Annotated in this window: 21 protein-coding genes and 1 pseudogene; 19 read left to right on the forward strand and 3 right to left on the reverse strand. The window is 64.0% G+C overall.

Features of this window, described 5'->3' with window-relative positions; genetic code table 11:
- Position 1 precedes the first annotated feature (1 nt).
- The 14 genes and pseudogenes from JWN03_RS39420 to JWN03_RS39485 all read left to right on the forward strand — a co-directional run bounded on the left by JWN03_RS39420 (position 2) and on the right by JWN03_RS39485 (position 14,714).
- On the forward strand, positions 2-1,198 hold the full coding sequence (locus tag JWN03_RS39420) for an MCE family protein (protein ID WP_297626588.1): 1,197 nt from the start codon (positions 2-4) through the stop codon (positions 1,196-1,198).
- Entirely contained in the window at positions 1,195-2,214 is a 1,020-nt protein-coding gene (locus JWN03_RS39425; protein ID WP_297626590.1) for an MCE family protein, read from the forward strand. Before JWN03_RS39420 ends, JWN03_RS39425 begins: the two co-directional genes overlap by 4 nt.
- The gene (locus tag JWN03_RS39430) at positions 2,214-3,353 is read left to right on the forward strand and encodes an MCE family protein (protein ID WP_297626591.1); all 1,140 of its coding nucleotides are present in this window, start codon (positions 2,214-2,216) and stop codon (positions 3,351-3,353) included. Before JWN03_RS39425 ends, JWN03_RS39430 begins: the two co-directional genes overlap by 1 nt.
- Positions 3,354-3,385: 32 nt before the next feature.
- On the forward strand, positions 3,386-4,633 hold the full coding sequence (locus JWN03_RS39435) for an MCE family protein (protein ID WP_297626592.1): 1,248 nt from the start codon (positions 3,386-3,388) through the stop codon (positions 4,631-4,633).
- A complete protein-coding gene (locus JWN03_RS39440; protein ID WP_297626594.1) occupies positions 4,633-5,772 on the forward strand; it encodes an MCE family protein in 1,140 nt (379 codons plus the stop codon). Before JWN03_RS39435 ends, JWN03_RS39440 begins: the two co-directional genes overlap by 1 nt.
- A complete protein-coding gene (locus JWN03_RS39445; protein WP_297626595.1) occupies positions 5,769-7,091 on the forward strand; it encodes an MCE family protein in 1,323 nt (440 codons plus the stop codon). The genes JWN03_RS39440 and JWN03_RS39445 overlap by 4 nt, the downstream gene beginning before the upstream one ends.
- A complete protein-coding gene (locus tag JWN03_RS39450) occupies positions 7,091-7,822 on the forward strand; it encodes a hypothetical protein (RefSeq protein ID WP_297626596.1) in 732 nt (243 codons plus the stop codon). Before JWN03_RS39445 ends, JWN03_RS39450 begins: the two co-directional genes overlap by 1 nt.
- Positions 7,819-8,358 carry a hypothetical protein gene (locus JWN03_RS39455; protein WP_297626598.1) on the forward strand — a complete coding sequence of 180 codons (540 nt, stop codon included), beginning with the start codon at positions 7,819-7,821 and terminating at the stop codon, positions 8,356-8,358. The genes JWN03_RS39450 and JWN03_RS39455 overlap by 4 nt, the downstream gene beginning before the upstream one ends.
- Entirely contained in the window at positions 8,355-8,990 is a 636-nt protein-coding gene (locus tag JWN03_RS39460; RefSeq protein ID WP_297626599.1) for a hypothetical protein, read from the forward strand. The genes JWN03_RS39455 and JWN03_RS39460 overlap by 4 nt, the downstream gene beginning before the upstream one ends.
- Positions 8,987-9,676 (forward strand): hypothetical protein, encoded by a 690-nt coding sequence (locus JWN03_RS39465; protein WP_297626600.1) that lies wholly within the window; start codon positions 8,987-8,989, stop codon positions 9,674-9,676. The genes JWN03_RS39460 and JWN03_RS39465 overlap by 4 nt, the downstream gene beginning before the upstream one ends.
- Before the next feature lie 34 nt (positions 9,677-9,710).
- Complete coding sequence (locus JWN03_RS39470) at positions 9,711-10,715, forward strand: ABC transporter ATP-binding protein (RefSeq protein ID WP_297626601.1); 1,005 nt, start codon at positions 9,711-9,713, stop codon at positions 10,713-10,715.
- 518 nt (positions 10,716-11,233) lie between these two features.
- A complete protein-coding gene (locus tag JWN03_RS39475) occupies positions 11,234-12,928 on the forward strand; it encodes an HNH endonuclease signature motif containing protein (protein WP_297626602.1) in 1,695 nt (564 codons plus the stop codon).
- 516 nt (positions 12,929-13,444) lie between these two features.
- Complete coding sequence (locus JWN03_RS39480) at positions 13,445-13,771, forward strand: hypothetical protein (protein WP_297626603.1); 327 nt, start codon at positions 13,445-13,447, stop codon at positions 13,769-13,771.
- 220 nt (positions 13,772-13,991) lie between these two features.
- Positions 13,992-14,714 (forward strand): annotated as a pseudogene (locus tag JWN03_RS39485) (isocitrate lyase/PEP mutase family protein).
- A 193-nt stretch (positions 14,715-14,907) separates the two neighbouring features.
- Here JWN03_RS39485 and JWN03_RS39490 read toward each other — a convergent pair.
- The 3 genes from JWN03_RS39490 to JWN03_RS39500 all read right to left on the reverse strand — a co-directional run bounded on the left by JWN03_RS39490 (position 14,908) and on the right by JWN03_RS39500 (position 17,246).
- Positions 14,908-16,146 (reverse strand): acyl-CoA dehydrogenase family protein, encoded by a 1,239-nt coding sequence (locus JWN03_RS39490; RefSeq protein ID WP_297626605.1) that lies wholly within the window; start codon positions 16,144-16,146, stop codon positions 14,908-14,910.
- Between the two features lie 47 nt (positions 16,147-16,193).
- A complete protein-coding gene (locus JWN03_RS39495) occupies positions 16,194-16,607 on the reverse strand; it encodes an SCP2 sterol-binding domain-containing protein (protein ID WP_297626608.1) in 414 nt (137 codons plus the stop codon).
- Between the two features lie 117 nt (positions 16,608-16,724).
- Positions 16,725-17,246 (reverse strand): MarR family winged helix-turn-helix transcriptional regulator, encoded by a 522-nt coding sequence (locus JWN03_RS39500; protein ID WP_297626611.1) that lies wholly within the window; start codon positions 17,244-17,246, stop codon positions 16,725-16,727.
- A gap of 162 nt (positions 17,247-17,408) precedes the next feature.
- On the opposite strand from JWN03_RS39500, the gene JWN03_RS39505 reads away from it, so the two are divergent.
- From JWN03_RS39505 to JWN03_RS39525, 5 genes are all read left to right on the forward strand, one after another.
- Complete coding sequence (locus JWN03_RS39505; RefSeq protein WP_297626613.1) at positions 17,409-17,861, forward strand: ketosteroid isomerase-related protein; 453 nt, start codon at positions 17,409-17,411, stop codon at positions 17,859-17,861.
- Positions 17,862-17,892: 31 nt separating this feature from the next.
- On the forward strand, positions 17,893-18,396 hold the full coding sequence (locus tag JWN03_RS39510) for a ketosteroid isomerase-related protein (protein WP_297626616.1): 504 nt from the start codon (positions 17,893-17,895) through the stop codon (positions 18,394-18,396).
- 2 nt (positions 18,397-18,398) lie between these two features.
- Positions 18,399-19,964, forward strand: a complete 1,566-nt coding sequence (locus tag JWN03_RS39515; protein ID WP_297626619.1) for an AMP-binding protein — start codon at positions 18,399-18,401, stop codon at positions 19,962-19,964.
- Positions 19,965-20,008: 44 nt separating this feature from the next.
- Positions 20,009-21,514, forward strand: coding sequence for an aldehyde dehydrogenase family protein (locus JWN03_RS39520; RefSeq protein ID WP_297626622.1), 1,506 nt, complete (start codon positions 20,009-20,011; stop codon positions 21,512-21,514).
- 784 nt (positions 21,515-22,298) lie between these two features.
- Positions 22,299-22,853 (forward strand): flavin reductase family protein, encoded by a 555-nt coding sequence (locus JWN03_RS39525; protein ID WP_297626670.1) that lies wholly within the window; start codon positions 22,299-22,301, stop codon positions 22,851-22,853.
- Positions 22,854-22,913: the final 60 nt, after the last annotated feature.

Raw genomic sequence — 22,913 nt, forward strand, 5'->3', positions numbered from 1 at the left:
CATGAGTGCGGATAAGAATCACTACCACAAGCCGCCGCTGGTGCGTGCCGGGCTGGCGCTGACCGCCGGTGTGGTATCAGCAGTCCTGTTCTGTACGTTGTCCTTTCACGGAGACCTGACACGGACGGTGCCGCTCACAGTGGTCGCCGACCGCGCCGGACTGGTGATGGAACCGGGCGCCAAGGTCAAGCTGAACGGCGTCGTGATAGGCCACGTGCGCAATGTCGCGCAGGGCGCCGGGCAGGCGCGGTTGAATCTCGACATCGACGCCGGCCGGTTCGCGCTGCTGTCGGCCGACACCAGTGCGGAGATCAAGGCCACGACCGCCTTCGGCTCGAAATACGTTGCGCTGCAGACCTCCGCGGATCCCACGCACACCAGATTGCGGGCCGGATCCCAGGTGCGATCGAAGAATGTCACCACCGAGGTGAACACTGTCTTCGAAAACCTCGAGGCAGTAATGCGGCACGTGGATCCAGCCAAGCTCAACTCCGCCCTGTCCGCCGTCGCCGACGGCATGCGCGGTCGCGGACAGCAGCTCGGTGAGACCCTGACCAAGACGGATTCCACGCTGGCGCAACTACATCCGGTGATGCCCCAGCTGCAGCGGGACCTGCACGACGCGGCGACCGTCACCAATGTCTACGCCGATGCCGCACCACGGCTGCTCGATATGCTCGCGTACGCCTCGACGACCGCGGATTCCGTTGTCGCGCAGCAATCCGAACTGGTGTCGATGCTGCAGGCCGCGGTGACCTTCGGCAATGAGGGCGCCGGCCTGACCAACGATCTCGAACACGGTCTGGTCGATTCCATGCGACTGCTGGTCCCGACTGCGGGGCTGCTGGCGAAATACAGTCCGGAGCTCACCTGCCTGCTGCATCAGACCGTCGATACGAACAACGTGCTGTCGCATTCGTTCGGTGACAACACCGGATACTCGCTCGACCTCGATATCGGCTTACTCGGTGGTGCGGATCCGTATCGATACCCGGAGAACCTGCCGAAGGTGGCGGCTACGGGCGGGCCCGGCGGGGCGCCCGGGTGCTATCCGATGATCACGAAGGACATGTACCCGTCACCGGTGCTGGTCACCGATACCGGAGCGAACATCACGGACGCGACGGCTCCCCGCCTCGCCTCGCCGTACTTCGTGGACTACTTGTTCGGAAACATTCTGGGAGGTCCGCGCCGATGAAGATTTCCGGAACCATCATCAAGCTCGCCATATTCACGGTGACCATGCTGTTTTTCACGACCGCGGTGATCATCGTCTTCTCTCAGATGCGATTCGGATCCGAGCGGGTATACCGCGCGGAGTTCACCGACGCCTCCGGATTGAAGACCGCGGAGTTCGTGCGGGTCGCCGGCGTCGAGGTCGGCAAGGTGAAGTCGGTCCATCTGAGCGGTACGAGCACCGCGGTGGTCGAATTCGCGCTCACCCGCGACGTTCCGCTCACCGAGTCGACCAAGCTGGCGGTCCGCTACGAGAATCTGGTCGGCGCACACTATCTGGAGCTGCTGGACAGTCCGGGCTCAACGGCTCCGCAGCCCTTGAAATCCATCATTCCGCGCAGTCGCACCGTGCCCGCCCTCGATCTAGATGCGCTGATCAACGGATTCCGGCCGCTCTTCAAGGCGCTGCAACCCGATCAGGTCAACCGGCTGTCGAATTCGCTGGTCGCTGTGCTGCAGGGGCAGGGCGGCACCATATCGGATCTGCTGCAGCAGGCCGGGCAGCTGACCTCGACGCTGGCCGACCGGGATCAGCTCATCGGCTCGGTCATCACCAATCTGAACACCGTGCTCGGCACTGTGGATCAGCGCAAGCAGCAATTCGACGACGGCATCGACAAATTGCAACAGCTGATCAGCGGGCTGGCCGCACAGTCGGATCCGATCGGCGACGCGCTCGTGCACGTGAACAACGCGTCACGGTCGGTGGCCGAGCTGCTGACCAATGCCCGGCCCACCATCAAGTCCGATATCACCGAGGCCGGACGGCTCGCCGGCGTGATCAACAACGACAAGGACTACGTCAACCAGGCGCTGGGCAGTCTGCCCGATGCCTACAACCGTCTCTCCCGCTTGGGCCTCTACGGCGATTTCTTCACCTTCTATCTGTGCGACGTGCAGCTCAAGGTGAACGGCCCTGACGGCAATCCGGTCTACATCCCGATCATCGGGCAGAGGGCAGGAAGGTGCACACCCTGATGAGCAACCCGCAGAAGAGCAACATAAAGAAGACTCACACTGCCCGCACCGGCCTCATCGGCATTCTGGTTGTCGTCGTGCTCGTAGTGGTCGCGGTTGGTTTCGACACCATCGCTTCCTGGTTCGGCTCGACCACCACCTACTCAGCGTATTTCGGAGATTCCGGCGGAATCGTGCTGGGCGACAAGGTGTTTCTTTCAGGCGTCCAGGTCGGAAAAGTGGAGAAGATCTCTCTGGAAGGCGATAAGGTCCTGCTGAAATTCGGGGTCGACGGTCCCGCGCTGGGGGTCGATACCGAGGTTTCGATCAAGACCCTGACCGTCTTGGGCCGGAAGTTCCTCGACGTCACCAACCACGGCGATAAGAAGCTGCCACCGTCGCGGCCCATTCCGATCGAACACACCCGAACGCCGTATCTGCTCACCGATGCCCTCGGCGATCTGTCGACGACGGTAAGCAACCTCGACCTGGGGCGGGTGACCGACGCGCTGGGCACGCTCAGCCACACCCTGGACCAGACCGCTCCGAATCTGGGCGCTGCACTGAGCGGTGTTGCGCGCTTGTCGGATTCGGTGGCCTCACGCGACAAGATGGTGCAGGACCTGTTCCACAATGCCGAGTCACTGACGAAGGTGCTCGGTAGCCGCAGCGATCAGATCAACAAGCTACTGGTGGACGGCAATACGCTGTTCTCGGCTCTGAACGACCGCCGTCAGGCGATCCAGACGCTGCTGACCAACCTGTCCTCGGTCACGTCGAATATCGCCGCGGTCATCGATGACAACCAGCAGCAGTTGCAGCCGGTGTTGAAACAGCTCAACAGCGTCACCGACATGCTGAACCAGCGCAAAGACGATCTCGCGAAAGCCATGCTGCCGGCCAGCCAATACATCACCTCGCTCGGCGAATCGGTGGCCTCCGGCCCGTTCTTCAAGGCCTACATCATGAATCTGGTGCCGGGACAGTACCTGCAGCCGTTCATCGACGCGGCCTTCAAGGATGCCGGACTTGATCCGAGCGCGCTGACCCAGCCTGCGCCGGCCGTTTCAGCGCCCGCGCCGGAACCGTCGCCAGCTCCCGCGCTGCCCGGATTGCCGTCGCTGCCGGGCCTACCCCCGCTTCCTGGATTAGGAGGATGAACGTGTTGCGATCCATGCCGAAAATCCGGTCGATGCGCGGTCGGCTCGCCATCGTCTGCCTGATCGTCGGGGTAGTGGCAGCCGGTGTGTGCTGGCAGCTCTACCAGCGGGCCACCACGAAGAACGCGGTCGCTTATTTCGAGAACACCAACGGTCTGTTCGCCGGAGACCGGGTGAAGATACTGGGCGTAGACGTCGGCACGATCGACTCGATCGATCCGCACGGTGACCGGATGCGGGTGAAGTTCCACTACGACTCGCAGTACCGGCTGCCCGCCGGGGCGAAGGCGGTGATCCTGTCGCAGAGCCTGATCTCGGCGCGCGCAATCCAGCTCACCCCGGCCTATACCGGGGGAGCGGAACTGGCCGACGGCGGCGAGATTCCGCTGGAACGGACCGCGGTGCCGGTCGAATGGGACGACCTGCGCAAGCAATTGCAGTCGTTGGCCGAGTCGATCAACCCCACACCGGACAATAAGGCGGGGGCGCTGGGCGACTTCGTGAACTCCGCGGCAAATGCGCTGAGCGGCAAGGGCGATCAGATCAATGACACGCTCACGAAGCTGTCGAACGCCATGACGACAATGTCCGACGGTCGCGACGACCTGTTCGCCACGATTCGCAATCTGCAGGCATTCATGACCGCATTGTCGGCCAGTGACAGCGAGATCGTCCGGCTGAACCAGAACGTCGCATCGGTGTCCGGCGCGCTCGACGGGACCGACCAGGCGCTCGCCCAGGCACTGCAGGGTGTCGACGCGATGTCGAGCCGGCTCGAGAAATTCGTCGCGGACAATAAGGACGGGGCTACCAAGTCGGTATCGGACCTTGCGGCGGTCACCAAGTCGCTCAATGATGTTCGGCCCAATATCGAGCAGTTGCTGCACGTGGCGCCGACCGCGATTCAGAACTTCTACAACATCTACAACCCGGCGCAGGGCTCGTTCACCGGCGCGCTGGCGGTCACCCAATTCAGCAATCCGGTGCAATTCATCTGCGGTGCAATTCAATCGGCCGGTCAGCTGGGTGCCGCGGAGGCCGCGAAGCTGTGTGTCTCGCAGCTGGCTCCGGTGCTACGGCTGCTGCAGATGAACTACCCGCCCGTCGGTGTCAACGCCGTGTCGGGTCTATCGGTCCGGCCCGAGCAGATCGACTACAGCGAGCAGTGGCTGCGCGGCACTGCTCCGACCCCGCCGACCACGGAATCGGTGGATGCGGCACGTGGCCTGGCCGGGTTGCTGGGAATCCCGAACCCCGCGAATACCGGAGGAGGACACTGATGCGCGGCAAGAAGCAGGTGGCGGGTGTCGCAATGGCATGCGGTCTGGCCCTGGCACTGTCCGGGTGTGACTGGCAGGGCCCGAACTCGTTAGCGCTGCCCGGAACCAAGGGCGGCGGCCCCGGCTCGTACTCGGTCCAGATCGAGATGCCGAATGTGATGGCCATCCAACGCAATTCGCGGGTTCGCGTCAACGATGTGACGGTCGGCAATGTCGCCGACGTACAGCTGAAGGATTGGCATGCGCTGGTCACGGTGACGCTGAACCGGGACGTGCACCTGCCTGCGAATGCCACCGCCAAGATCGGCCAGACCAGCCTGCTGGGCTCGCTGCACATCGAGCTGGCCCCGCCGCTGAACGACCCTCCGGTCGGAGAGTTGAAGAACGGCAGCGTGATTCCCCTCGAGCAGGCCGGCTCCTACCCGACGACCGAACAGACGCTGGCCTCGCTGTCGACGGTGCTCAATGGCGGTGGCCTCGCTCGCGTCCAGGAGATCAGCACCCAGCTGAATGCGAGTCTGTCCGGTCACGAGGCCGAGGTGCGCGACCTGTTGTCGCAAACCAACACCTTCAGTGCGGACCTCAATGCCCAGAGCGACGACATCATCACCGCCGCAACGGGACTCGACCGACTGGCCGCGACCGTAGGGCAGCAGAACGACGTGCTCGCAGGGGCCCTCGATCGCATCCCGCCAGCGCTGTCGATCCTGGCGAAGCAGCGGCAGCAACTCACCGATACGGTGCAGTCGCTCGGCGGGTTCGCCGATTCGGCCGATCGCGTCGTCACCGCCAGCAGTGCGGATGTGCAGCAGAATCTGCGCGATATCGAGCCGGTCATGCGCGAACTTGCCAATGCGGGACCGGATCTCCCCAGGGCGCTGGGGCTATTACCGACCTACCCGTGGCCGCTGGCCAATATCCCCAAGTTCTTCAAAGGTGACGCTGGAAACCTGAGCGGCACAGTCGACTTGACGCTCGGGCGACTGGGTCGAGGACTGCTGCAGGGCACGCCGCTGGAAGGTGTGCTGGAAAACGCCGAAACAGCACTGGGGCGCACCGTCGACCGCATACCTGCTCTGTCCACGAAGAATCCGCTGACCGCGGGTCTCGATTCCGTCGTTGTTCGAGGTGGGAAATGATTCTGTCGCGATTCGTCCGGATTCAGCTGATCATCTTCGCCGTCGTGACCGTTGTCGCGCTGGCCGTGATGGGCGTGGTCTACATGCGGCTGCCCGCGATGGCGGGTGTCGGCCGCTATGGGGTGACAGTGCAACTGGCCACTAGTGGCGGGCTCTATACCAGTGCCAATGTCACGTACCGCGGCAAGACTGTCGGCATCGTCACCGGAGTGGCGCCGAATGTGAACGGCGCCGTGGCCACCCTCGATCTGGACAGTGCGGTGCGAATTCCGTTGTCCGCCACGGCGAATGTGCACAGCCGTTCCGCCATCGGTGAGCTGTACCTGGATTTTGTGCCCGCGTCGCAGGACGGGCCGTTCTTGAAGAACGGTGACGTGATCCCGGTGCAGCGGACGACGGTGCCGCAGGACATCGCCCCCCTGATCGACACGCTCAACACCAGCCTCACCTCCATTCCGCAGGACCGGCTGGCCACGCTGATCGACGAGACGCAGAAGGCATTCGGCGGCACCGGAGACGCATTGCAGCGCTTGTTGAACGGCACCGATCGGGTACTCGACCAGGCGCACACCGACTCGGACGCGGTGACAACGCTGATCAACGATTCCGCGCCATTCCTCGACTCTCAGCAGGTCAGCAGCGCGGCAATCCGGGAATGGACGCAGCACCTGGCGAATTCGGTGCAACAGGCGCAGGCCAACGATCAGCAGGTCCGCGACATCTTCCAGACCGGTCCGGGGGCCGCCCGCAAGGCGAGCGAGTTGTTCGGGCAATTGCACCTGACCGCACCGTTGCTGGTCGCCAATCTCAGCAGCCTCGGCCAGGTCGCGGTCACCTACAACGCGTCGATCGAGCAATTGCTGGTCCTGCTGCCCGCGAGCGTGAGTGCCCTGAAGACTATTAACGTGCCGGATTCCGGCGGTACCAATCGGGACTTCCTCGACTTCAAATTGAACCTCAATGCGCCGCCCCCGTGCACGACCGGATTCCTGCCCGAATCCGAACGCAGGGACGGTTCGTCCACCGATGCCCCGGTCCGCACCTCCGCACCGATCTATTGCGCGATTCCGCAGGACGACGCCAATGCGGTTCGTGGCGCGCGCAACCTGCCCTGCATGGACAACCCGGGCAAACGCGCACCGACGGTCGATCTGTGTAAGAGCGACCAGCAGTACGTCCCGGGGGGCAACAACCCGTGGATCGGGGATTCCAATGCGGCCCCGCCCGTGCCGATTGCCCCGCCGCCGGCAGCCCCCTCTACCTACGAATTCCACACCGGCACACCGACTCTGCAATCCCTGCTGACAGGAGGTCACTGATGATCGGCCGAACCGCAATGCATCCGGACACCGCGAATGTGCAGGCAGAGGAGGACGTCGGCGCCGCGGCAATCGGCGACGATATGCCGGAGACGGAAGCCCCAGGATCCGACGCCTCGACGTCCGAAGCCGTCGAGGAGCTCGAACCGACGGCGGTCGATGGTGAAAACGACGAAGCTGCATCGGATTCCGGTGATGCTCGCAACTGGCGTATCCGTTTCCCGGCGGTGCGATCGCTCGGTCGTCCCCGCTTTCGCACGGTGACCGCGGCGCTGACAGCGCTCGCGATCGCGGGGCTGTCGGTGGCGGCCGTGCTGCTCGCGATTGCGCATCGTGACAGTGGCAGGGCGGGAGACCACGATCTTGCGCTGCTCGGGGCAGTGCGGCAGGAGGTGGTCAACCTCATCTCGCCGAGCGTCAAAGATCCCGCGGGGAGCGCGGACCGGATCGCCAAGGACGCAACCGGGCAGTGGCTCACTGAATTCCAGGGCACCAAGGACAAATTTGTCGGGGCCATCAACGATTCCAAGACCGAGTCGGTCGGTGAGATCCTCGGGGCCGGTATCGAGCGGCACAATGCCGACGGTGGCGCGACGGTTCTGGTTACCGCGGTCTCCAAGGTGACGAATGCGTCCGGGGCCAAGGACGATCCGCGGACCTGGAGGTTGCGGATCGATGTGGTCCGGGCAGGCGGCGGCTACAAGCTGTCGAAGGTCGAGGTCGTGCCGTGATCGCGCGGGTATTCGACCGCATACGCAGGCTCGCGGCCGTCGTGCAGCATCCGTGCCACCAGGTATGGCGACTGAGTGTTCTTGCCCTGCTTGCCGTTTCAGCGACGGCATGCGCGGCCGTCGGGCACTTCCATTACGCGGCGGCCGATCAGCGCACGGCCGAGGTCCGGCGCAGTGTCGCCGCGCAGGTGGGCCCGCTGACAGCGGGCGTACTGACCTATAAGGCCGACACTGTCGACGCCGATGTCCAGCAGTCCAAGACCCATGCCACCGGCGATTTCCTGAACTCGTATACCAAGCTGACGACCGACACCATCATCCCGCAGGCGCGGCAATCGCACGTCGACGCCCGGTGGGAGGTCAGCGGAACGTCGCTGGTCTCGGCCGCCCAGGATTCTGCGGTCGTCCTGGTTCTGCTGCGCGGGATAACCACCAACAGTACAAAACCGGATCCGACCTACCTGGTCAGCAGCGTCCGGGTGCACGTCGTTAAACCGCACGGCCAATGGCTGATCGACCGGATGGAGCCGCTGTGAGCGCCACTGAAGTTTCGGAAGTCGAAGCACCGCTCGCAATCGAATCCGATGACCCGGAGGGCGCGGCAGTCAGCGCAGAAGTTGTGCGGAAGACACTCAAGGACAAGGTGTCTCGACTCTGCATCGCGCTTCTCTCGATCATCATCGTGCTCGGCGCGGCGGTGGGCGCGTGGTCGATGGACAAGCACCACGCCGTCGACCGCAGCACCGGCCACGACCAGGGGATGCTGCAGTTCTCGATGGACGCGGTGGCCCAGCTGATTTCGACCAACTCCGCCGACCCCAACGGATACGTCGACCGGGTGCTGGCGAACGCGACAGGGCAGTGGCACGACGAGTTCGACGCTCGCAAACGTTCGGTCGTCGACACCATGCAGGCCTCCGGTGGGATCACCACCGGCCACGGCATCGCAGCGGGTATCGAGCGCCGCAACGACGACCAGAGCGTAACAGTGCTGGTAGTAGCCACCGGTGAATCGTCTGTGCCAGTACCGCAAGGGAATTCGGCGCCTGCCGAGGCCTCGCCCGGTGGCATGCAGGTGAAGACCGAGCCCAAGCAGTACCAGCTGCGGGTCGATGTCGCCGAGGTCGGTGGGAAGTTCAAGCTTTCGAAGGTGGTATTCGTCCAATGATCAGCAAACAGAATTTCGGAAGATACGGCCGCGAAATCGGCTCGGCCGCTGTCGATCTACTGCCCCCGGCCATTGTCGCCGCAGCAGCGATCGCCGCCGTCCTCGTGCTGGGTGCACAGGTGTGGACGGAGGCGGGCTGTGGTCTGGTCATCGTCGCCACCCTCGGATTTGCGCTGTGGAATCGCGTGGAGCACCGGCAGCGCAGGTCCCGCCGGCTGCTGTTCGCCGCTGCGCCGGCGATAGTGGCTCTCGCAGTGCTGGTTTCGCTGCAAATGCTCGTGCAGCGCCCGGCCGACCACGACCTCGCCTCCGCCCGCACTACTGTCGCCCAAACCGCCTCCGACGGCGCGACGTCGATCCTGTCCTATAAACCGGAGACCGTCGACCAGGATCTCGCCGCCGCGAAAACGCGCCTGACCGGTGACTTTCTCGACACCTACGGGAAGTTGGCGGACACGGTCGTCGGTCCCACCGCAAAGGAGAAGCGGGTGACCATGCAGGCCACACCGACCGGCTCGGCGGTCGAGTCCGTCTCGCGGGACCAGGCGACGGTCATCGTCTACATCGACCAGATCACCACTGTCGCAGGTAATCCCTCGCCGTCGCAGTCACAGAACGCGCTGCGGGTAGGCCTGGCGAAGGTGGACGGTCGCTGGTTGATCAACCGATTCGAACCGCTGTTCTGACCGTCAGGACAGCGTGGCAGAAGGAGAATTCATCATGAGTGGTGTCGAAGTCCAGGTCGAAGGACTGACGAAATCGTTCGGTTCCCAGACGATTTGGCGTGATGTGTCGCTGACCCTGCCGGCTGGGGAAGTCAGTGTGCTGCTGGGCCCCTCGGGCACCGGCAAATCCGTATTCCTCAAGTCGCTCATCGGGCTGCTGCGGCCCGAATACGGCTCCATTGTGGTGGACGGTACGAACATCCTGGAGTGCTCGGAAAAGGAGCTCTACGAGATCCGCAAACTGTTCGGCGTGCTGTTCCAGGACGGCGCGTTGTTCGGGTCGATGACGCTGTTCGACAACACGGCCTTCCCGCTGCGCGAGCACACCCGGAAGTCCGAGTCCGAAATCCGCAAGATCGTCATGGACAAGCTCGACCTGGTCGGGCTGACCGGCGCGGAAGACAAACTGCCGGGCGAGATTTCGGGCGGTATGCGCAAGCGCGCCGGGCTGGCCCGCGCCCTGGTGCTCGACCCGCAGATCATCCTGGTCGACGAGCCCGACTCCGGTCTGGATCCGGTCCGCACGACCTACATCAGTCAGCTGTTTCTCGATATCAACGCCCAGATCGATGCCACGTTCCTGATCGTCACGCACAACATCAATCTGGCCCGCACGGTCCCCGACAATATCGGGATGCTGTTCCGCCGTGAACTGGTCATGTTCGGTCCGCGCGAAGTCCTGCTGACCAGCGACGAACCGGTCGTCAGGCAGTTCCTCAACGGCCGCATCGTCGGCCCGATCGGCATGAGCGAAGAAAAGGACGAGGCTCAGATGGCGCAAGAGCAGGCGATGGTCGACGCCGGCCACCACGCCGGTGGCGCCGAGGACATCGAGGGCATCATCCCGCAGATGCGGCCCACACCGGGAATGCCGTTCCGCCAGGCCGCTGCTCGCCGCCAGGAGCGCGTCCGCCGTATTCTGCACACCCTCCCGCGTCAAGCCCGGCTCGCCATCGAGGAAGTTCTCGAGCCGGTCTCGGCCGCCGAACTGTCCGCCTGATACCAAGTCCCGCAAGGAGATCCGATGACAATAGATTTGGTTGATCCCATCCAGCGCTTGGTCAGCGCCATCGCCTGGCTGCTCATGCGCGGTCATCTGCCCCCGGCTTAGCCTGGCAGCGTTAATGGAAAACCTCCGGCCGGTACGCCGGTACGCCGGGGTTGCGGGGTCGTGGTTCGAGTTCGGGTTTCCTCCGCCGGTGTCGTGCAGGACAAGAAGAGGTGTGGGAACCCTGGGAGACGTACCCGGCTTACGCTGCCGCCGGCCTGGGAGCCGGGACCAGGCCCCCAGCGGGAAGACCGGCTGTGGTCCCGTTATAGAGAGCAAAAGGAACAAAGAACAAAAGATTAAAGACGCCCGGACAAGAAGAGAGAAAACGACAAAGAACAAGAGCAAGAGAACAAGACAAGAGAAGAGCAACAACGGGAAAGAGGCTGGACGGTCCGCCAGTCTGAACAACCTTATATCACAACATGATTCGCCTTTCCGGGCCTGTCCTGCGGCGGTAGAATAGAAGCATGAATCCGGGGGGAGAAACCGCAACCGCTGTCAGTGCGCACGCACTGACAGCGGCGGTCGATCACCTCCTGAACGCGTCCCTGATTCCGTTGCAGGATGATGAATTCATTGCGGTGATGCGGGAAGTGGAAACATGTAAGCGCAAGATCGAGGCCGTGCAGACCCGGTTCGTGATCGAAACCACCACCCGTGGTCTGGCCCAACGTGCCGGGGTCGCCAGCCCGAAAGTGTTTCTGCGCCAAGCATTGGGTCTCTCCCGCGCTGATGCGGCATCTCGGGTCAATATCGCTGTCGAGACCGGGCCGCGCATCGTGTCCGGTGTGGAGCTCGAACCCACTTTGGCGCATGTCGCCGCCGCGCATCGTGTAGGGGTGATCGGTGTCGATCACGTGCGGCGGATCATGACGGTGATGAACCGGTTGCCCGGCAGCCTCGACCTCGACGTGCGTGAAGCCACCGAACTGCAGTTGACCGAGCTCGCCCCCACCGGGTACCCGGAAGGGGTGCCGGTGATGGGTGAGGTGTTGTTGGCGGGCCTGGACCCGGACGGCACGTTGAGCACCGACACCGATCGGGAGCGGATGCGCGGGCTCACCCTGGGTGCCGAACGCGCGGACGGGATGTCCCCGCTGGTCGGTGAGATCGACCGGAAGCTGCGGGCGGTCCTGGACCCGATGTTCGCGAAACTGGCCCGCCCGGGCATGTGCAACCCGAAAGATCCGGAAAGCCCGTGGGTCGCGCACGACAAGATCAAGCCCGAGCTGTTGGCGGCGTGTGCCGAACGCGATACCCGCACCCCCGCGCAACGCAATCATGATGCGCTGCTGGCGTTCCTGCGCCCGGACTTCGGTGGCCCGACCAAACTCGGTAAGCACCGCGGACTGCCGGTCTCCACCATCCTCACCATGCCCCTGGCCGACCTCGAAGCCGCCGCCGGAGTCGCGACCACCGCGTCCGGTGGGATCGTGTCGATCCCGGACGCGGTGGAGTTGGCCGGGAATTCCCACCCCTACCTCGCGGTACTGAACCCGGCCGGTTTGCCGTTGTATCTGGGGCGCGGCCACCACTCGGCCACCCTCGATCAGGGCCTGCACTCCTTGAACACCGAGCGCGAGTCCCGGTCCGCGACCCTGGGCCACAGCGCTCAGTCAGCCGGTCCTGAGCGTGGTCCGCGTTCGACCGGTCCCGACCGTGGTTCCCGCTCCTCGAGCACCGAGTGTGACTCCGGGTCGGCGACCCTCGACGACGACACCCGGTCCACCGGTCCCGCATACGGTCCGCGTGCGGTCGATGCCGACCGGGTTCCCCGGTTGGCCAGCCCCGCACAACGATTGGCGCTCATCGCGTCGGAGAAAGGCTGCACCCGCCCCGGCTGCGACGCCCCGGCCACCATGTGCGCAGTACACCACATCGATGAGTGGGCCCAGGGTGGGTGCACCGATATCGACAACCTCACCCTGGCGTGCGACCACTGCCACGCCCAAGTCCACGACGGACCCGGCGGGTGGAAAACCGTTGTCATGGGACCGGACTCGGAATTCCCGGGGCGTACCGGGTGGATCGGGCCCCCGCACATCAACCCGACCGGGACACCGCAGGTGAACCACCTGCACCACCCCGGCGAGCGGAAAGCCGCTGCCCTGGCCCGCATCCGAGCCCGCAACGAACGCGAACGCAAACGCATACGCCAGTAGATCTCCACCCACCTGTTCCACCGCCGGGCCCTGCCTGTCGGTGCTACAGGTCGTTGTCCGGGTGGGTCTTTCGGGTTCTTGGGTTTCGAGTCTTTGTCTTTTCGGCAGTCTCTGAAACCGGACCACAACCAGTCTCCCCGTCAGGGGGCCGCACCCTCCCGCCTGATGGGGGAGCCAACGCCGGGTACCCCTCCCCGGGTTCCCACACTGCCTTATCCCTGCCTCAGGCAGGGCCCCGATACCGCGCCCAACCATGAGCGGTAAACGCCCCGCCAGTAGACCTGCACCCATCTGTTCCACCGCCGGGCCCCGCCAGTCGGTGCTACAGGTCGTTGCTCAGCTGGGTGTTTCGGCGGAGGTTTTGGCAGTAACCACGGCGGGTCTTCCGGTCCGAACGTGTAGTTGTCGGCTTGTATGCCCGGGTGTCTTCGGTGAGCAGCGGGTCGATCGCATCATCATTGTGTGTCGAGCACACTTCGGTGAGCGCCGAAGTGTCCGCGACATAGTGTCGTGGGCATGTTGAACTATCCGGTTCCCACGGTTCCCGCCGCGATGGACGGTGTCGCCTGGCTGCGGGCGAACGTCGTGCGTTTCAGCGAGGGCGAGACCCACACTCGCAGGCGAGCGATCGTCGAAGTCGAGTTGCGGAGGGCGGACGTCGAGGTATTGCGGGTCGGTGCGGGAACGCCGGTGGCGAAGTTGGCGGCGGCACTGGGGCTTCCGGTAGCTGTCGGCGTGGACGTCGCCGTTGTTGCTGCGTGCTATCAACCACACACCAGATATCACCGCGGAGGCGGATCGCGCGGTGGCTCGTCTGGTGGCCGTGTGTGGCGGGGTCGCTGATGAAGTCACCGCCAACCGGATCGTCGTCCTCGTCCAAGCCCACGCTGCCACCACGGCGTTGATCGAGGGACGAAACCCGCCGGTGCCCACCACCGGCCGCCTCGCCCCCTCGGGCGAAGTTCTCGAAGTCGACCTCACCGGCAGACCATTCGGCGAAGGCCGGCATGCCTGCCCCGGGCGCACGCACGCATTGGCGTTGGCGGTCGGAGAGTTCCATCGCATGCACTACGGGGATCAGCCATTGGTGTTGCCCAATGCCTGGGATTTCGCCTCGGCCTCGGCGCTGGTCGAAGCCGGATTCCCGGCGATCGGTACTACCAGTCTCGGCGTCGCCGCGGCACACGGGCTGATCGACGCGGCGGGAACGACAATGATCGAAACTTTAGACCTGGTTCGCAAGCTGGTCCGCCTTCCCGTGCCGATCACAGTCGACATCGAGGCCGGATTCGGTGCCGACCCACGGGAACTGGCCGCCGAGCTGTGGGAAATCGGTGTTGCCGGGGTCAATGTGGAGGACACGGCTGGAGATACGGCGACACACGAACGGATTGTCGGAGCGTTGAAGGATGGCGCGCCGGGCCTGTTCGTCTACGCCCGCATCGACACCTAGTGGCTCGGCGTCGCCCCGGAGAGCACCATCGATCGCGCGTCGCGGTACACCGCCGCCGGTGCGGACGGGATCTTCGTTCCGGGACTGAGCACGGCTCGCGAAATCGAAGCGCTGGTGCGGGCCGTTCCCGTGCTTGTCAATGCCCTGGCACAGCGTGACATTCAAACGTTGGACGACATCGGCGTGCGACGGATCAGCACAGGGTCATTGCTGTTTCGCACAGCCCTCGAAGCGACGGTGCAGGCGGCGGAGGCGGTGCGGGACGGTCGAGGCACCGGCACCGCACTCAGCTATGTGGCAGTCCAGGACCTCATGACCCGGTCGTGCTCCTGAGCTCACTCCTGGCACCCGGCGCCCAGTCCCGGGCGACGATGTCGCGAACCGGAGATATGCCCGTACCCACCGGAGCGATGGGTACGGGCATCGCGTCCAATACTGTTCGGGATCCGCGCAGTACCAGGATATGAGTTCGAAAGACGCACTCCTGGACACTGATCAGGAACGGTTCTTTTGCGCGCGGACCAGGTCAGTCGTTGAGTTGTTCCGGCTGCAGCAGCTGCTCACCGATGTAGGTGCGGGACTGGTCGCCATTGAGGGGCTGGAACATCGAGGCCGCGGAGTCGCGGTAGAGGCGTTCGAAGATAGCGCCCTTTTTGAAGGAACCGCCGCCGACCATGCTCATCGCATGCCGGGTCATATGCATGACATTGTCGGCGATGAACGTCTTGGCCAGCCCGATGTATGGGAAGCGCAGCTCGATCGGCCAGTCGTCGTCCTTGCCATCGATGAGCTCCTGACAGGTCTGATACAGCACCCGGCGGCTGAGCTCGACACGAGAGGCCATATCGCCGATGCCGTCGATGATGTGGCCGACACCGGAGACCTTGGTGTCGGCGGCGACGATGGCACCGAAGGTGGCGCCGAGGGTCTTCTTCGACAGCACGGCGCGCGATTCCTCGAGCACGCGGTACTGCATGCCGAGGTAGATGCTGGCGAACATCAGTGAGGCCCACTCCAGCACGCCGAAGGCGCCGGTTCGCCACTCGCAGATGAACCCGTCCGCAGGGACGTAATAGCCCTCGAAATGGACGGTCTGTGTGCCGGTGGCATGCATTCCCAAAGCGTCCCAAGTCTTTTCGATCCGGACGCCGTCGCCCTGACCGTTCTCGTCGAGTTTGAATTCACCGATGAAGAAGCTCTCGGCGTTGACCCGCTCCTGGAAGTCCTCGGGCAGGTTGCCGTCGGCGTCGGTAATGGTCGCATTGGTGGTGACGATGTCCGCGGCTTCGCAGAGCGTGCCCCAGACCTTCTTGCCGTACAGGCGCCAGCCGCCCTCGGGCTGCGGAATCGCTTTCATGTCGGCCAGGCCGCTGAATCCGGCGCGCTGCTCGGAGAACGGGCCGAACATGAGTTCACCTTCGGTGACCCGGCCCAGCCAGTACTTGTTCTGCTCCTCGCTCATCAGATTGCCGGCGATGCCGACCATGATGTAGTGCATGTTGTAGGCGAGGGAGATGGCGGAATCGCCCCTGGACAGTTCGCTGATCACCTTCGAGGCCTGCAGCAGATTGCCGCCGGGTCCGCCGAAGGCCTTCGGCACCGGCAACGCGCCGAGCCCGGACTCCTTGAACACCTTGATGGTAGGGGTGGCGAAGGTGTTCTCGCGATCGTATTTCGGGCCGATTTCCCGGAAGAACTCCGACACCTGCTGTGCTTTTTCGAAGTACGGCCGGAATTCCTCGTCGGTCATGTCCGGAACCAGCATGTCTGCTCCTAGCGCGTTGGTGGAATGTATTGGGATAGAGGGGATTTCTAAGGGATCAGCAGATCGACACGACCGTTGTCGACGAGCAGCTTCTTGTAGACGCCGAACAATCCATTGGTGAGCGGAAGCAGCTTCAGTGCGACCGAGCGCTTGCCTTCCAGCTTCACTTTCCGCTGCGCCATGGCCAGCGTGAAGTTGAGCCTGCCCTGCCAGAACAGGTTGCTGTTGTCCGACGACATCCGTAGCTGCACAGTGGAATCCAGGTCCCGTGCGGCGTCACCCGTGGTGACCTGTTGCCCGGGGAAATCGATCACCAGTACGGCGTCGGGATCGGTCTGGATCAGTTTGACGACCAGTCCGGTGCCAGCGGTCGCATCGATGAACGACTGCTCCTTGGTGGCGATTTCGAAAATTCCGCCGATATAGGTGTAGACCTCGTCGGCATTTCTGAATGTGCTCATGAATCAACCCTTTGCCTCTGGGTGCGTGTGCAGCCAGTCTGGCAATGGGCACAGTGCCGCCACACCTCCCGGAAGAGGGATTTAAGACCAACGAAGGGGGAGAAAGCGGTCCCGGCGTTACTCGACCGCGTCGCCGAGGGGCTTACGGACGCGGCGCAGGGAGTCGTTGAGCCTGCGCGCCGTCTCGTCGGTTGTGGATGCCAAACCGAAGTTGGCGTCAGCGAGTGCGGCGGAGGCCTCGGTGACCATGCGGATGCCCGCCGGGGTCAGGATCGCGAGTGTGGTGCGTCGGGAGGTCGGGTGTGGCGAGCGGTGCAGTAGGTTGCGTTTCTCCAACTGATCGACCACCAGCGTCAGTGTCGCCGGATGCACCATCAAGGCCTTGCCCAACTGTCCCAGCGGACGGGTGTTGTCGTCGGACATGAGCAGCGCCGATAGCACGTGATAGGCGGTGCGGTTGAGCCCGAAGGGCCTCAAGACACGGATGAACTCCGCGGAGACGAGCTCGTGCAGCCGAAGAATCGATACGGCGGCGGCGAATTGCTCCGGCCGGCGCTGCCCGGTCCGTTCCCAGTTTCGCCGAACGAACTCGATCGGATCGGAGTCGAGGGTCGGTTCCTGCGTTTCGCGGTCGGTCACGATCCTCCTCCTTCGCGCGGCTCCCGAGAGTCTAGCCAGCGCCCGCCTACCCCCGGTATCCCCCCTTAGAGCGGTGCATTTCCTCCGAGAGGAAGGCGATTCGCCCCGTCGTTCGGCCATACCTTGAATGCGTTCCTGACGAACCGAGGAAAGCGAAGTTCCATGAGTCATACTTTTGCGATCAAGTGGCTGAAGGCCTTCCGGGAAAGCCCCGAGGCAGTTGTCGCGCTCTATGCCGACGATTTCGTTTTCGAAGACCCCATTCTCGGTCAGACGATCACCGACAAGGCAGATCTGCTTCGCGTTTTCGCGCCGTACGCGAACAAGGACCCCGAAAACGGCATCGGTATCAACAACTTCCGCATCGACGAGGTCGTCGGCGACGAGAAGTCAGCGATCTACCGGTGGACCTGGGAGGCGCCGACGGCGACCGCCTTCGTGGGTGTACCCACGAACGGCAAGGTGCCCGGATCCCGCGGCATCACCTTCCATGTCTACAACGACGAGGGCCTGATCGTGAAGGAGGCCAGTCTCTGGGACGTGGCCACCGCGGTCGCCGAGCTCGGCCTGCCGATCGAGCCGCACTCGGTCGCCAAGTCGTTTGTCAACGCCTGAAACGCGCACTCTCCGAAGGGAATTCCGAATCATGAGCACGCACGACGAGCACGCTGAGCGCTGGGTCAAGGCGCTGACCACCGACACCGATGCCGCTGTCGACCTGTACGCCGATGATCTGGTCTACGACGACCACGCCGATCGCGATCACGTGCTGTCCACCGCGATCACCAAGGCCGATCTGGCGCCCCGGCTGGCGCCGTTCGCGAATACCGATGCGGGCAATGGCGTCGGCATCCACCGCTTCGAGGTCTTCGAAAGCTTCACGGTGGCCGGCGTCGGTGGCAATCCGGCCGTAGTGATCCGCTGGTACTGGACGGGCGAAGGCCTCGACACCTATCGCGGCGTGCCTACGGGCGGCAAAAACCTTACCACCCAGGGTATTACGTGGCACCAGCTCGACGCAGAGGGCAAGGTCGCGCGCGAGACCACCTACTGGAACGACACCCCGATCCTGCAGGGGCTGGGTCTGCCGATCATCACCCCCGAATACTGGGTTGAAGGCTTCGACCCGTCGACTCTCGTCGGTTCCTGACCATGTGGGGTACGTTGCCGGACGTCCTGGACAGGGCGTGCACCTACTACTCCACCGCTATTGCGATCATCGATGGCGAACGCTCCATCGCATACCGTGAGCTGCAGGAATGGCGAAACCGCGTGGCCAATGGCCTGGTCGGTCTCGGTCTGCAGAAGGGCGAGCGGGTCGGGCTGCTGCTGCCGAACTGCCTGGAGTTCATCCCGACTCAGCACGGGATCTGGGCGGCCGGCGGCGTCCTCGTTCAGCTGCCGACCCGGTCGTCTGCGGACGGTTTCCGATCGAATCTTGCGCAGAGCGATGCCACCACACTGATCTACCACGCGCAGTTCGACGACAAGATCGCCGAGATTCGGGACCGGCTGCCGAAATTGCAGAACCTGATCCGGCTCGGCGGTACCCCGGAGTCGAATCCCAATGCTGCCCAGGACTATTCGGAGACCTTCGACCCTCAGCCGGACACACGTCCGGAGGTCGATCTGTTCGAGGATGACGAGGCGTACGTCTTGTTCACCTCGGGCAGCACGGGCGAGCCGAAGGGTGTGGTCAATTCCCACTTCACCTGGGCGCAGTACAGCATTTCAGCCGGACTCGAGATCGGCGATATCCGATTCGGCGAGGTGTTCGCACACGGCGCGCCCCTGACGCATTTCACACAGATCTTCGTCATGCCCACGTTCGTGCGCGGCGGCACCAATGTCATGCTGCCCGGACTGGACGTCGATGGGTTGCTGACCAGCATCGAGCGCCATGGCGTGACGGCGACTGCGGTCGTCCCGACCATTGTCTACCTGTTGCTGGATCATCCGCATCGCAGCGATTACAACCTGTCGACGCTGCGGACCATGGTGTACGCCGGGTCGCCGATCGCGCCGGAACGGTTGCGTGAGGCGCTGGAGGTGCTGGGACCGATCTTCATCCAGACCTACGCCGGCACCGAGCAGGGATACATCTCGTGCCTGCGTAAGAACGAGCATCGGGTCGACTCGCTGGACTGGGTCAAGCGTCTCGCCTCCGCGGGCCGGCCGATGTTCCCGGTACGGGTGAGCATTCAGGACGACGATGACCGTCTGCTGCCGGTCGGCGAGGTCGGCGAGATCTGCTCGCGGCAGCTCGGCCAGATGCTCGGCTATCTGGATTCGTCGCGCAACCACGAGGCGCTGCGGGAGGGCTGGGTGCACACCGGCGACATCGGCCGACTGGACGAGGACGGGTTCCTTTACATTCTCGACCGCAAGAAGGACATGGTCGTCAGCGGCGGTTTCAATGTCTTCCCACGACAGGTCGAGGATGTGCTCTCGGGTCATCCGGCGGTCGCGCAAGCGGTGGTGATCGGTGTGCCACACCAGAAGTGGGGCGAAGCCGTGCACGCCGTCGTGGTGACGAAACCGGATGCGCGAGTTAGTGAGCGCGAACTGATCGACCATGTGAAGGCCGAGCTCGGCAGTGTTCCCGCCCCGAAGACGATCGAATTCGCCGACAGCGTGCCGGTCAATCCGGCGGGCAAGGTCGACAAGAAATCGATTCGTGCGCCGTATTGGCAAGGGCGAGCACGACAAATCGGATGAGGCGGCCGCGCCTTCCTCGCGGTTCACAGCACAAGGAGTAACCGATGAGTACACCCCATTACTCACTGTTCATCGACGGTAAATGGCTCGACACCGACGATCTCTACGAAATCCGCAGTCCCGCAACCGAAGAGCTCGTCGCGACAGTCGCGAAGGGCGGTATCGCCGAGGTCGATCAGGCCGTAGCCGCCGCCAAAGCCGCGCACGAGGACGGCACCTGGCGTCGTACCCCGCCGGCCGAGCGGGCGGCCCTGCTCAACGAGGTCGCCACCCGGCTCGCCGGACGCATCGACGAGCTCGCGGTACTGCAGACTCAGGAGAACGGCGCCACCATCCGCATCACCGGCGCGCTCCATGTCGGGCTGTCGGTGGCGCAGATGCAGTACCTGGCCTCACTCGCGGAGAACTACGAGTGGGAGAGCAAGGGACCCGAGATCGGCCCGATCCCCGCAGTCGGCATTGTGCGGCGCGAGCCGATCGGCGTGGTCGCGGCCATCGTGCCCTGGAACATCCCGCTACTGACCACGGTGTGGAAGATCGCGCCCGCCCTGGTGGCCGGAAATACCGTGGTACTCAAGCCTGATGAGCACGCGCCGCTGCTGGCATTGGAACTGGCCAAGGAGTTCGAGGCTGCCGGACTGCCGGCCGGAGTGCTCAATGTCATCACCGGTGACGGTGATCCGGTCGGCGCCTGTCTCGCGGGGCATCCCGATGTTCGCAAGGTTGCCTTCACCGGTTCCACGGCGGTCGGCAAGAGCATTCTGCGCCAATCAGCTCAGACGATCCGGCGGGTCACCCTCGAGCTCGGCGGCAAGGGCGCGAACATTCTGCTCGATGACGCTGACCTCGATATCGCCATCGACGGTGCGCTTTTCGCCTGCATGGCCAACAATGGCCAAGCCTGCGAGGCCGGTACCCGGCTGCTGGTTCCGGCGAGCACCTACGACGATGTTGTGCAACGGCTGATCGTGCGTGCTTCGACGCTGAAGGTCGGCAACCCGCTCGACCCGGCGACCCACATCGGGCCGATCGCTTCACGGGTGCAGCGTGACCGCATCTTCGACTACTTCCGGATCGCGGCCGAAGAGGGCGCCACTGCGATAGTGGGCGGTCGCGCACCGTCGGGTGCCGAGTTCGACAATGGCTATTGGGTCGAGCCGACCATCTTCGTCGACGTCACCAATGACATGCGGATTGTTCGCGAGGAGGTCTTCGGGCCGGTGCTGACGGTGCTCAAATATGACTCGGTCGACGAGGCGATCAAGATCGCTAATGACACCAATTATGGTCTGTCGGCCGGAGTTTGGGGCACTGAGGATCGCGCACTGGATGTCGCCCGGCAATTGGACGCCGGCATGGTGTGGGTCAATGACTGGCACGTCATCCACCCCGCATATCCGTTCGGCGGTTTCAAGGAGAGCGGTCTGGGGCGCGAAGGCGGCCCGGATGCGCTCGACGAGTACACCGAGCAGAAGTTCATCTCGCTCGATCGGTCGGGCGGAATCGAGAACAAGGCGTTCGCGCTCGTCATCGATCCGATCGCCCGCTAGCCGCTGCCTGGCTCCGGCAGCGAGCGGTGGTCTCCGGAGGGAGTTCGGAGACCACCGCATCCGGGGCGGGAGCGCGGGATCGCGCGACACAGGAAGAGGAATCACTATGTCCGGGTTGATAGTTGGGGAAAGACCCCCACTGAGTGTCGCAATCGAGCTGGCCGGTGCCGGTCACCACGCCGCTACGGAGAGCGACGAGCGAACCGCCGGTCTCGACGTGTGGTGGAACCTGACCGCCCCGGACCCGATCGATTCACGGTCACGCAAGGTTGTGCGCATCCAGGCCCCGGATATGCTCGCCGCCAAACGGCGGACCGCCGGCATCAAGGACAGCGCAATTCGGGCTGGGCACGATCCGGCTGACGTTCTCGTCCTCGTCGACGTAGAGGTGATGATCGCGGACGACGCGCCGACCGCTCGCCGGATCCTGGCGCAGCTGGACAGTCGCACCGAAGAGCCCCCGCCCGCGACGTCGATACGGTATGTCGGGACACCCGAACAGCTGGCCGTATTGATTTCCGATATCTACGCCGTGCAGTGTGCCGATGGCGTCACTCTGCTGCCGCTGTCCAACCCGGATGTACTCGGGCACATCGCTTTTCAGACACTGCCCTTCATGGAAGCCCTTGGTGCGCGGCTGTCGCCGGGGCAGGTGGCGGCAGTTCTGGGGAAGGCGCTTCAATGTCGCGCCGATCCGTCCGTCGCCGCGGGGAAATCGGGCGTGACCCGGCAGCCGACTCTCCGGACCAACCACCTTCTCGGACACAATCATCAGGAGGAATTGATGTCGAGCTCGCTCGAGAAACCCGACGGTCGCTCGCCTCTGCCAGCAGGCTTCGGTAGCGTGACGGCCGCCGACTACCGCGCCGCATTGCGGCGTCATCCGGCGGGCGTCACGATCGTGACACTGAATGCCCGCACCGGACCGGTCGGATTCACCGCCACATCTTTTGCCTCGCTGTCGCTGGATCCACCGCTCGTCTCGTTCAATATCACGTGCACCTCGTCGAGCATCGGTGCGCTGCAGGCGGCGGAATCGGTCGTCGTTCACCTGCTCGGTGCCCATCAACTGCCGCTGGCGCAACGGTTTTCGCGCAGTGCGGAAGAGCGGTTCTCCGACGAATCGCTGTGGTCCGCGCTCGACACCGGGGAACCGGTGCTGCACGGAACCCCGACCTGGGTGCACGGCCGTGTACAGCAATTGATCCCGGCCGGCGACTCGGTGCTGGTGATCTGCGAGGTGGTACGCATACACCAGGACGAGGACGGCGAGCCGCCGCACGCGCCGCTGGTGTACCACAGGGGCACCTACGCTGCCGCCATCCCGCTGGACGGATAGTTGTTCGGAGTACACCATGTTCGCGCCGCGTCACCGTTCCCTAGTCGTCCCGATCGCCCG

It is taken from the genome of Nocardia sp. (assembly GCF_025465275.1).
Taxonomy (GTDB): domain Bacteria; phylum Actinomycetota; class Actinomycetes; order Mycobacteriales; family Mycobacteriaceae; genus Nocardia.